Origin of the sequence: Peredibacter sp. HCB2-198 (genome assembly GCF_045999315.1) — a bacterium.
Lineage (GTDB): Bacteria > Bdellovibrionota > Bacteriovoracia > Bacteriovoracales > Bacteriovoracaceae > Peredibacter.
In genome coordinates, this window is the sequence record NZ_CP174607.1 from 1,826,549 (window position 1) to 1,837,841 (window position 11,293).

Genomic DNA, 11,293 nt, shown 5'->3' on the forward strand with positions numbered 1-11,293 from the left:
ATTTAAAAAATAAGCATTTTGAGACGATAAATTCATGGAACATGAAGATTAAAAAACTCTTCTTAATCATTATCGCCCTTAATGTTCTTTCTGCTTGTCAGGAAGTGCCTTCCCTTATGGGAAGGATCAAGGTCACCATTAAAGAGTCGAGACCAACGATCGCGCAAGTCAAGGTTCAAAATGATCAATTGATCGTGACCGGTACGAACCTTGAGAATGTGACACTTGCTAAAATTGAAGGCAGTACAAATCACTCTTTTCAAATTGAGTCGCAGTCATCAGATAAACTTATTCTGAATGCTAAAAGTGCTTTAAGTTTTTTAGTAGGTAAGACTTTAAATCTTATTGTTTCAAATGCTCACGCTTCGGCCACTTTTCCTCTGAGTTTTGAATTACAAAATGGACAAGTGACAGCGGCAAAGCTTCATCACATGAACGCTTCTACGGGTGACTTCCTTCAGTTCGATGGAACAAGTTGGGGACCAACTTCTCTTTCTACGAATCAGGTCTATGTGGGGACCTATGATGCGGCCACAGATACTCCGAATCTTACGGCCGCAGTTGCAGCAGCTGGAACTTATTATATTGTGACGACAGCTGGCTCGCAGAATCTTGGATCTGGCCTCGTGAATTTTGATGTTGGTGATTGGGTCATTTCCGATGGAACTAACTGGAGTAAAGTCGCAGTTGGAACCAACACAGTTTCAAATTTTAAGGGAAGAACGGGGGCCGTGGTTCCACTTTCTGGTGACTACTCGTGGAGCATGCTCACTAAAGCAGCAGGCAAACTCACAGGATCAAAACTCCAAGAAATCGAAGATGTTGATGTTGCGGGAATTCAGGATGAAGACATTCTACAATGGAATGCTTCAACTTCTAAGTGGGAAGTGAGGCCAGTTCCTGCTCCAGTAATTAATGCTGGCTCAATTACGAATACACAAATTGCGAGTGGGGCAGTTGATTCTTCTAAAATTGTGGATGGGTCAATTACTAATGCGGATATTGCGGCCGGTGCGGCAATTGATCAGACAAAGATCAATGGCCTCACAACAGATCTAGGTAATAAAGAACCAAAAATTACAGCAGGAACTGCCGCTCAATACTGGAGTGGGACAAAGTCTTGGCAGAATTTGAATCCAGCGGTGATTGGTTCAACATTAACAGGATTTTCTTCAACAACAGGTGCAGTGACTGCAGCAGATACGATTCTGTCTGCGATTAATAAATTAAGCGGAAATATCGGTCTCGCCACTGCCTCTCAAAGTAATTACGTTTTAAAAGGTGGCGACACCATGAGTGGTACGCTTGCCATGGGTGGAAATAAGATCATAAATCTTGCTGATCCAACTGTTGCAACGGATGCTGCAACTAAGGCCTATGTTGATACAAAAGCTGGAACTGCTTCTCAGTGGACTACGAATGGATCGAACATTCACTATAATGCTGGGAATGTCGGAATCGGTACGACAACTCCCTCTAAATTACTCCATGTTTATGGAGCTAGTGGATGGCCCGAAGTGCGCGTTGAAGGCAGTGGGGCCTCAGTAGGTGCGAGTGTCAGCATTCTTGGAGATGATAGTGTTAAGAGTGCGATTCGTTTACAAACAGGAGACACTGGTACCAATTACTGGGACATTCAAGGTTTTGGTATTAATTCGTCGAGTGCTTCACTTCGTGATGATCTGGTCTTCCAACATTTCAACGGAACGACAGCGACTCCATTTATTATTAAAGGTGCGACTGGCAACATAGGGATCGGAACGACTACCCCTCTCGATAAGCTTAGTGTCGTTGGAAGTGTCTCTCTTACTGGCAGTGTTCGCATGAAATCGGACACTGTTAATTATGTGGAGCTTCTCGCCCCAGCTGGACTAGGTTCAAGTTTAACTTTTAGATTACCGGCAAGTGCTGGTTCTTCTGGGCAGGCCCTTACAACTGATGGCGCAGGAAATCTTTCTTGGTCGGCCGTTTCATCAGGTGCCATTGCCGATGGCTCAGTTGGCTATGCGAAGTTGAATCTGGCTGACGGTGATATCCCTCTCGCAAAACTTGCAGGAGCGAGTGATGCCACAAAGTATCTAAAAGGGGACAAAACTTGGGGAACATTTATTACAGATGTTCTTGCTTCAACTTTTGCGACAGTGACTCCAAGTAATACGGCGATTGCAAATGGTGATTCACTTCAAACTGTCGTGAATAAGACTCAGGGACAGATTAATAATCTTGCTTCCAACTCATTAAATAAAACCGGAACGGATTCCATTACGGGAACGTTGACCATTAATGCGGCCACCGGTGCCTTAAAAATTCCTGCAACTCCTTCTGGTGCCGATCTTACTGATGCGGCCAACGTTCAGTATGTGAAGAATTACGTCGAGTCTTTCGGACAATGGACCAAGAATGGGGCAGATATTTTTTATAATTCCGGAAATGTCGGGATTGGTACGACAGCACCATCTGTGCCTTTTAACCTCTATAACGGTACAGGTGGAGTCATTGGATTGTTTGAAGCAAATCCGACTGGACTTAATCAGACTGCAACATTAAGAGTCCTAAATTCAAATATCACTGCACCTGCGGGTTCAAATAGTGATTTCTCTTCCATCCGTGCAGATACTCTAGATTCCAGTGGCAATGTTCGTGCAGCATCGCTTTTGTCATTAGGTCTTAATTATGGAGGTCAGTTTGGTTTACCTGGAGAATCGGTCCTTGATGCTTCAAATTTTAGTACTGGTCTAAATATCCTTAATAGAAGTGCTACTGGGCATATTCGTTTTTCACGGAATGCGATTGAACATATGCGTATTACTCAGACTGGCAACGTTGGAATTGGAATTACTAATCCTGACGTAAAATTGCATATTGCCGGAACAGATTGGGCAAGTAGCTCGATCTATGCCACTCGATTTGAAAATGGACAACAATCAGCAGGACATTGGTCCCTTAAGAGTCGTGGTACTTCTGTAGGAGATTACGCCCCAGTATTGGCCAATGATGCTTTGGGCACCTTTGGTGGTAGCGGATTCTTTGGTACGACTTCTGCAGACTTTTCAACGGCCGGATATCTTACATTTAATGCAGAAACTAATTGGAGTGCTGGGAACACTCCTGCTCGCGCTCAAATTGTTTTGAATAGAGGCACTAATTCGTATGTTGCTCCTCTGACAGCGACGAGTACTGGACGTGTCGGTATTGGTACAGCTTCTCCAACTTCTACTCTTGAAGTGGCCTCAGACCCTACAGCAGCAATTCGCGGGCTCACCATTACACATTCGGCAGCGGCCAATACACCATCATTACTCACCATGCGTAAATCTCGAGGAACACTTGCAAGTCCTACAGCTGTCCTCTTGAATGATCATCTCGGCTATCTGGCCATGACCGGTCATGACGGAACTAGTTATGTGTTAGCTGCGAACCCCACTGGTATTCTTGCCTCAGCAACTGAAAATTGGTCTGCTACTGGCAATGGCGGCGCTCTCCGTTTTTATACAACTGCCAATGGCGCAGTCAATGGTACTGAGAGAATGAAAATTACAGAAGACGGTAACATTGGGATTGGAACGACCAGCCCCACTGCTAAATTGCAGATTCAAGGAGCAATTAACGGTGATGTAACTAGTTATATGCTGAACACAGATGATACAGGCGTAAATGCCAGGGCCTTCCATTTAGTTGGGACTGCTTCATCCGCAACCAGATATGGTTATATATCACATCAAGGTGCAGGATATGTCCCTAAATTCGGTGCTGATAAACCGCGAGCAACAGTTGTTGCTGGAACTGATTCAGGTGGATTGAATATCCTAGCGAACGCTCAAATCGGTTTCTGGCTTGGTTCGACTGAAATGATGAGAGTTCACTCCACTGGAGATGTCGGTATCGGGACCGCGGCACCATCTTATAAGTTACATGTAAATGGCTCTGTTGCTGGTGTTGGTGCTTATAACGCTTTATCAGACCGTCGCTATAAAAAAGACTTTGAAAACATTTCTGATGCTCTGGAAAGAGTCGTGAAGCTTAACGGTTTTTATTATCGCTGGAAGCAGGAAGAGAACCCTGAGATGCAGTTTGGAAAGGGCAGAGATATGGGTGTTATTGCCCAGGAAGTGGAAAAGGTATTTCCTGAAGCAGTGAGTACGGCGAAGGGGTCAGGAATAAAATCCGTGGCCTATTCTAAATTGATCGCTCCATTGATTGAGGCGGTAAAAGAGCTTCATAAAATGGTGGTGAAGCTTTTCGATAATTCAGAAAAACACTCGAGAGAGATTGCTTCTATCAAAGAAGAAAATAAACAGTTGAAGCTTAAGTCCGAGAAGCTTGAACAAGAGAATTCGGCCATCAAGGCCTATATCTGCCAAAAAGATCCTGCGGCGGCCTTCTGTAAGTAAATCTAGCTCACTAACGAATCAAAATTTTAAGATTCACTTTCGCTGGAGAAAGTGATTTCAATTAGGCCCACTCAACTGTCTAACTTTTAGACAGTCTGTAAAAACATCCTACACCTCTCAAAATCCTTACCAACGAGCTGCCCGTATTTAGGGGGCTTTTTTGGCATCCCGATTGCTTATTAAGACCCAAACCCTTTAATTGAGGAGCTCCCATGCGTTCATGGAGTCTTGCCCTTTCTCTTATGCTTTTTTCAGCTCATCTGTTCGCCCAAGAACAAATGGCCCTGAGACTAAATGAGAACGGGATGATGAAAATCCTAAGAATGGCCATTCAGTACAACACGTCTTCTAAAACGAGTCGTACAGTGGTGATTCCTCAAAACATCTATAAGTTCACGATTAAAAAAGAGCAGCTGACGTCTAATCCGATTATTCCTGTGATCAATGAGATCAGTGATCTTAACCTAAACCGCGACTTGGATTTTTATCTCAATACTTCAGACATCAAAGTTACAGGTAACGTAGATGAGAAAAGCCTAAAAATGAGCATTTCAAATTCTAACGATAATGGCTTTGATTTAAAGCTTAGCTTGAACTTGCCTCAGATCGTTGTGAATGGTGCTCGCTTGAGCCTTTGTGAAGACAAAGCAAAGAATGGTAAAAGCTGTGGTAGCGGTCTTCAGGCCTCAATGACCAATTTAAAGATCCAAACCAAAAATCGTCCCGTAAGTCTTTCAGCAACTCTGCGCCTCAGAACTGACGGCAAGGTCGCTCGTGTAACAGTGCTTTCGGTGACTTCAAATCTTGAAGGCAAAAACGCTCCGGCGATGGACATTAACTTTCAAGCTGTGACTGTGCCTAAAATTGCCATCGTGATTGATGGCCAGGAAACTGAACTTGATACCTCTCGTTTGAAAGACGAGATTTTAAAACGTAAGGCCTTCCTTGCTGCCAAGCTTATGTCCTTTGCGGCCGATTTCATAACATCAGACCTTGCTGAGATGATTAACGTTTATCTTGTGAACAAACAAGTGGCGACTTCATATCAGGTTTACCGCAAAGAGGGACTTAAGACCTTTAATGAATTCATGAGTGATCGTGATTCATATCCGAATCGAGAAAACTATGTTCGTTCTGCGATCCAGCCTGAAGGTAAAGACCCAATGACAGTGATCATGGCGGAGATCTCAGAAGTTATCCGTAATGCCCAAGTGGATATTGCGCTTAAGAAGATTTCAACTCCACAAAATAAAGACATTGAGCTTGCTGGTTTCTTGAACTTTGTTCTGAATAACCGAGCGATGACGATTAAAAACACATTAGGAAACTCAAACCGGGCCCTTCCGAAGTTGGATCTTACCGCTCATCGTAATCATGACATTAACCTTGCTATCTCTGAGCCACTTATTAACGGTGCTCTGGATCTCGTGAATACAACTGGCCTTTATCAAGAGGTGTTTAATGCCATGGCCGATGTAAAAGGCTTCTCAATTAAGAGCATTAAAATGCACTTCCAGGGTGACAAGTCAGTTGTGGCGGTCGTGAATGCCCAGGTAGATCTAAAAAAACTTCAGTCTTCAGGTTTTAGCTCTTGGATTAAAAATAAATTGGCCGCTTACCTTGAAAGAAATAACAACAACGCTGTGATTTACTTCCCAATTGAGGTGCAGGTCGTTCCGACGGTGAAGAACCTTCCAACAGGTGGCGTAGGGTTAGACCTAAAAGTACTTTCTCCATTTAACTATGTGGAGCTACCGAACAAGTTTAATTACCCATCAAACGTGGGCAATATGACTGACATTGTGAAAGACGGTGTGATGGAACAATTAAAAGATAATCTTGAGCCGTATGTGAACAAGACATATAGCGTGGACGTAACAAAATTCCTGAACCAATCAGGTGTCGTGTTCCTTCCAAAAGCGATCTCGATTAATCAGGGAGCTTACTTCCTCCTCAATCTTGATCTGGTAGATATTAAGTTTAACAGCAAGAACCCAAACCTACGTTAAGGATTCGATAATGAAAAAGTTCACAAGCTTCCTACTCATTGGTCTTTTAACGTACGGTCAGGTACAGGCGCAGTCTTTTAAGTCTCCGGATATCATTGTTGATACTCGTCTTGATTATGACTGGACGGGATTTCTGATTTCAAAATTCAGGGTGCTTCTTAAAAACTATAATGTGGCCGATCCGTTCAGTAACCGCTTCGAAGGTGCCATGGTCGTTAATGAAGATACGGTTGGTAACTATCTGACGGGTGACTCGAAGGACCTTCTCGATAATTTTGGTAATGCTGTTGGACTCAATCTTCTTAATGCTAAGACCAAAGTCACTTTGCATGGCCTTGCCTATGACGTGAAGGGCTTTAAGACTAATATGAAGGCCGCTGAACAAGCAAAAGATGGTCTTGTTCTTGGTACGAACTTTTCTGCTTCAGAAGTAACGGTCACAGCAGATAAGGTCTCGCTTTCTCTTGTGATTCCTGGAAGAAATAATTCTCCAGTTTTTAATGTTGATATTATTCGTCCTGAGATCCAGGCCAATGAAGAAGAACTGGTAAATTTCTTTACCAAGGTAAAAATCCAGGACCAACAAGATCACTTCAAACTGCAAATTATTGATGCTGACTTTGATAAAATGGCGGCAGGGATGTTAAAGCATCCGGAAAACATTGAACTTAATTACGAACGGATCAACATCCCGACTGTAAGTCTTAAAGTTGGTTCTAAAGTTGTACAATTCTCGCAATCAAAGATTCAAAACCTATTAAAGGAAAGGCATGAGGCCATTAAAGGTCTTATTCTTGCTCAATTAGCGGGAGTTCTGAATTCAAATACCACTGATGCGGCCTTCAAAGTACTTGAGAACTATAAGATTAAAAAAGAGTTCTGGTTAAACTCAGCGATTCTGAATAGTCAGTTCCAGATCTCGAACTTCAGCAGTTATAGCCGTGGTGAAAATATTTCGATTAATCTTCCGGCCGATTTTTGTACGACCCAGAAGTTCAATCTCCTAAAATCTGAATGTGTGAACAACAAAGTGACTCAAACCGCTCTTTCTCGCCTGAATAGTATGCTTCATAAAGAATCGCTTACACATATGAATGAAATGATGGCCAATGGAGACGCAAACCTTGTGGTGAGTATCTCTGAGGACTATCTCAATAAACTTCTTGTGACGACCTATGATGCTGGTCTTTGGAAATCTGCTCTTGATGAAGCAGCAGTTGACCTGGGCCCAAGCAAAATGGTTCTTCGTATGGATAAACGTGGTGAAACCGGCACGCTTATGCTGGATGTGATTTATAAGCCAAGCAAAATGGAAAGACTTCTAACGGGTTCTACACAGATCCGTTTCCCGCTGGTGGTGGACGTATCCATTCGAATTGAAAACCGGAACGATGTTCCAACTGTTCTTGTTCGTATGAATGATGTGGACGCAAGTGACGATACGATCATCAATGGTCGCCCTAAAGAGAACATGCTGAGTACAGTGAAGAACGTTCCGCGCTTCCAAAACAAAGTGGCGAAAGCGATTCGTGAGAAGATTTCGGTTCTTCGTAATAAAGATATTGTTGAGCTTAAATACGCTGAGTTCAAAGGACTAGGTCTGGATAAGGTAGAGTTTCTTTCAGATGGTAATGGACGCATGAACGCCATTATGGATCTGGACGACCTGATCTCAGCTGAACGTTAGAAATAAACCTGGGCCTTGGCCTGCATAAATGAGTAGAGGAAGACGGCGTTTGGATCGTTGGCGACCTTGCCCAGCTCTTCCTTGGCCTTAGTCACAACTTCCTGGTCTACGTACTTCTCTTCAATCAATTTGTCCGCAGCAGATAAAAGTAGGTCGGTCCAGAAGAGGATCGCCTGCTTTCTTAGTGCTGGCTGGCGATTGTCAAAGTGCCAGGTCTTCACTTCTGTTTTTACCTGATGGTAGCCCACTTGCGTGAGAAGGTTTCCAAGTTTAGCGCCAATGAACGGATCACCGGCATGATCGTATTGATAGTCATTGAAGGCCATCCAGTACTTCCAAACGTTTGGAGAGTACGGATCAAGGAAGAACGAAGAGTTCATCACTTCAGTCACAACGATCTCAGAACCCGGACGAAGCACGCGACGAACTTCTGAAAGAACCTGCGCCGGATTCGGCACGTGTTCAAGAATCCAGCAAAGATAAGCAGCATCAAAAGTTTGAGCATCAAAGCTTAAATTATCGGCGCTCATTTTGTGGAATTCGTAGCGATTCGCGAGTGCCGGCATACCGCCAATGAATTTCTTGGCGGCATCCAGTTGCTTTTCATTTAAATCGACACCGGTAACGTGGGTCTTAGGGAAACGACGAAGAATAATTTCCGTCTGAGCACCGACTCCGCAACCAACCTCTAAAACTTTCTTCGCATTGGAGAAGTTGATGTTCTGAAAAATAGTGTATTCCGCGAATTCGGCCTGAGCGCGAAGGCGGTTTTGTTCAGTTTCTGAAAATCCATGGAGGTAGGGGAAGTCGGTCTTGCTCATCTGATTTCCTTATATTCCTGCGGGTTGTGAGCAAATGCTCTTGCCGCAGAAATCATTTCTCTTAGAGAGATACCGGCCACATAGTTGCCAAAGATGGCGAAGTGATCTTCACCCTTGGCCAACTGATGTAGTTTTTTTACACTGAGGTAGCGCTGAAGATCGTAGATCGGCAGGGCCTTGTCCCAATGAGTTTGTTCCATGTACTCAAGATCTTCCTCAGTGAATTCTGAGTAAAGCATCTTAACATCCGAATAAACTTCCGCCTCTGTCAGCTTCTTTCTGGCAATGAAAGTGTATGAGAACACGTTTTCATTGTTTGCCGGGAAAGTTGCTTTGTTGTTAATGATCCCGATTGAATTGAAACCTGTTTCAAGTGGAATCAAAACGCCGAATGATTTTTGCAGAGACTTAATTTCACGTTTTAAAAATACCGTTACACTTGAAAGCTCCTGATACTTCACACGAGCAAGCTCGGCGCTGATTTCAGGTTTTAGGTCACGGGTAAGTTCAGAGGCCGTGATCGCATCAGTACACAGGATTGTGTTTCCTTTGATTTCAAACGGCACTTTTGAATTAAGTTTAATTTCGTGTTTAAGCACATCAGCAAGACGATTGATAAGAGTCTGCATTCCTCCTTCAAAGCTCACCGATCCACTTACATCCAAGCGAGGCTTCATCTTTTGATTCTTGATCAAAAGCTTAATGAAATCCCAGTAAGAGTTGAACTGAGCGATGTGAGACATTTCACTGAAAACAGATTTAAAGTGCAGGCTCTCACTTGAAGTGGCGTAGATCCCACCCAGGATCGGAGAAAGGAACTGGTTGATATTTTCTGAACCGATTAACGGACGAAAAAATTCAGCAACAGTCAGACCATCAGCGATGAGAGGTGGTTTCTTGTGGCCATGAACGGCAAGTTGTCCAAGAATGCCCAGTTGTACCGGACGCTTTGGCTTCCCGTTAATAAGAAGAAGACGACGAAGCTTTTTGGCCGCAGGAAGAGGCTCAAGCTTGAGTTCCTTCAAAAGATCCATTCCGTCAGCGTTCATGTAAAGAGCGTTTGGCCCTTTCTCAACCAGACCAGCTTGTGTTTTCTTGGTCTGAATTTTACCGCCGACCTTGTTCGATTTCTCGTGGATCGTGATCTTGTATCCCTGATCTTTCAAATAATATCCCAGAATCAATCCTGAGAAACCCGCGCCCCAAATGGTGACGTTCTTGTCTGCGGGATTTAATTTTCCAATAACTCTTTTCATGGATTAGTTGTTTTTTAAGTAGTCTTGTAGTTCGCCTGATTTATACATCTCAGTGATGATGTCGTTACCACCGATCAACTTAGCATTTACGTAAAGCTGAGGGTAAGTTGGCCAGTTAGAGAATTCTTTAAGGCCTTGACGAATTTCAGGGTCATTAAGGATGTTGAACGTTTTGAATGGAACACCTAAGTGTTTAAGGATCGCCACTGAGTTTGCAGAGAATCCACACTGAGGCATTTCAGAGTTCCCTTTCATGAAAAGAACAACTTTGCCGCTGTTTAAAAGACCTTCAATTTGACCATTGATGTCTTTTGATTTGTCGGCCGATTCAATTTCTTGGATGTCATTGTTTAGTACGTTGAAAGACATAGTTACCTCTTATTTATTAGCTTGTTCGAATTTTTCTTTTGTATATGTTTGAAGCTTAACCGCATGAATACGTTGTTTAAGTTCTTCTTTTAATAGTGTCATGAGCATTTGGTGTTGTTCAAATAACAACTTGCCTTTGAAGGCATCAGAAACAACTGTGATTGCCAAGTGATCACGAGTCCCAGTCATATCTTCCACCATTACTTGTGCATCCGGAAGACCGGCCTTGATAATATCCTCTACAAATTGAAAATCGCTCATAATTATTCCTTAGGGAGTACGGCCCAAAAACTTGTAATGAAGGTCAGCACTCTCATCAAGAAAGTAGAGTAACCTAAAATTCGGTGTTTGGATCGAATTTGTGACTGACCGGACAATAGTGCTCGGCCGGTATAAACCATAAATCCATAGAGCACGACAGTTGTAACTGCAATGGCCACATGGATATTCAACATCATAGGATTTGAAACGGCCTTAGAAGCTTTTAGAATGGCCGAACGACTAAGTTCAATTTGAAGAATGAGAAGCACGTCCCAAATCATTGCAAGACTCATGATTTTCACATGCAGTTGTCTTTTACGACGAACAACTATTCCCGCAATCATCAGCATAACAATGCAAAGAGATTGAGTTTGCATTAACCAGGCTTCCATGATTCCTCTTTGAAAAATAAGATTTAATGCAAGTTAGCATAATTGACGAAAGTCTGCCTATTAATTTATGGTAGAACCCTTCACATGTCACTTAGCGTAAAGGTTGA

The 11,293-nt window shown here is 43.1% G+C and carries 8 protein-coding genes; 3 read left to right on the top strand and 5 right to left on the bottom strand.

Going from position 1 to position 11,293, the window contains the following annotated elements:
* Window positions 1–41 precede the first annotated feature (41 nt).
* The 3 genes from ACJVC5_RS09090 (at window position 42) to ACJVC5_RS09100 (ending at window position 8,087) form a co-directional block, all read left to right on the top strand.
* Window positions 42–4,391, top strand: a complete 4,350-nt coding sequence (locus ACJVC5_RS09090) for a tail fiber domain-containing protein (protein WP_408099058.1) — start codon at window positions 42–44, stop codon at window positions 4,389–4,391.
* Window positions 4,392–4,603: 212 nt separating this feature from the next.
* The gene (locus ACJVC5_RS09095) at window positions 4,604–6,400 is read left to right on the top strand and encodes a hypothetical protein (RefSeq protein ID WP_408099059.1); all 1,797 of its coding nucleotides are present in this window, start codon (window positions 4,604–4,606) and stop codon (window positions 6,398–6,400) included.
* Between the two features lie 10 nt (window positions 6,401–6,410).
* Window positions 6,411–8,087 (top strand): hypothetical protein, encoded by a 1,677-nt coding sequence (locus ACJVC5_RS09100; RefSeq protein ID WP_408099060.1) that lies wholly within the window; start codon window positions 6,411–6,413, stop codon window positions 8,085–8,087.
* On the opposite strand, the gene ACJVC5_RS09105 is transcribed toward ACJVC5_RS09100, so the two are convergent.
* Genes ACJVC5_RS09105 through ACJVC5_RS09125 form a run of 5 tightly spaced genes read right to left on the bottom strand, consistent with a single transcriptional unit; the run spans window position 8,084 to window position 11,186 of the window.
* Complete coding sequence (locus ACJVC5_RS09105; RefSeq protein ID WP_408099061.1) at window positions 8,084–8,908, bottom strand: methyltransferase domain-containing protein; 825 nt, start codon at window positions 8,906–8,908, stop codon at window positions 8,084–8,086. The genes ACJVC5_RS09100 and ACJVC5_RS09105 overlap by 4 nt on opposite strands.
* On the bottom strand, window positions 8,905–10,164 hold the full coding sequence (locus tag ACJVC5_RS09110) for a protoporphyrinogen/coproporphyrinogen oxidase (protein WP_408099062.1): 1,260 nt from the start codon (window positions 10,162–10,164) through the stop codon (window positions 8,905–8,907). Before ACJVC5_RS09110 ends, ACJVC5_RS09105 begins: the two co-directional genes overlap by 4 nt.
* A gap of 3 nt (window positions 10,165–10,167) precedes the next feature.
* Window positions 10,168–10,533, bottom strand: coding sequence for a Grx4 family monothiol glutaredoxin (gene grxD / locus ACJVC5_RS09115; protein ID WP_408099063.1), 366 nt, complete (start codon window positions 10,531–10,533; stop codon window positions 10,168–10,170).
* A gap of 9 nt (window positions 10,534–10,542) precedes the next feature.
* Entirely contained in the window at window positions 10,543–10,794 is a 252-nt protein-coding gene (locus tag ACJVC5_RS09120; protein WP_408099064.1) for a BolA/IbaG family iron-sulfur metabolism protein, read from the bottom strand.
* Window positions 10,795–10,796: 2 nt separating this feature from the next.
* Window positions 10,797–11,186: a hypothetical protein gene (locus tag ACJVC5_RS09125; protein WP_408099065.1), complete on the bottom strand. Its 390-nt coding sequence runs from the start codon at window positions 11,184–11,186 to the stop codon at window positions 10,797–10,799.
* Window positions 11,187–11,293: the final 107 nt, after the last annotated feature.

Excerpts from the sequence above, each read along its gene's own strand:
- ACJVC5_RS09120 (WP_408099064.1), bottom strand. The coding sequence starts at position 10,794 with ATGAGCGATTTTCAATTTGTAGAGGATATTATCAAGGCCGGTCTTCCG.
- ACJVC5_RS09105 (WP_408099061.1), bottom strand. The coding sequence starts at position 8,908 with ATGAGCAAGACCGACTTCCCCTACCTCCATGGATTTTCAGAAACTGAA.
- ACJVC5_RS09090 (WP_408099058.1), top strand. The coding sequence starts at position 42 with ATGAAGATTAAAAAACTCTTCTTAATCATTATCGCCCTTAATGTTCTT.
- grxD (WP_408099063.1), bottom strand. The coding sequence starts at position 10,533 with ATGTCTTTCAACGTACTAAACAATGACATCCAAGAAATTGAATCGGCC.
- ACJVC5_RS09110 (WP_408099062.1), bottom strand. The coding sequence starts at position 10,164 with ATGAAAAGAGTTATTGGAAAATTAAATCCCGCAGACAAGAACGTCACC.
- ACJVC5_RS09095 (WP_408099059.1), top strand. The coding sequence starts at position 4,604 with ATGCGTTCATGGAGTCTTGCCCTTTCTCTTATGCTTTTTTCAGCTCAT.
- ACJVC5_RS09100 (WP_408099060.1), top strand. The coding sequence starts at position 6,411 with ATGAAAAAGTTCACAAGCTTCCTACTCATTGGTCTTTTAACGTACGGT.
- ACJVC5_RS09125 (WP_408099065.1), bottom strand. The coding sequence starts at position 11,186 with ATGGAAGCCTGGTTAATGCAAACTCAATCTCTTTGCATTGTTATGCTG.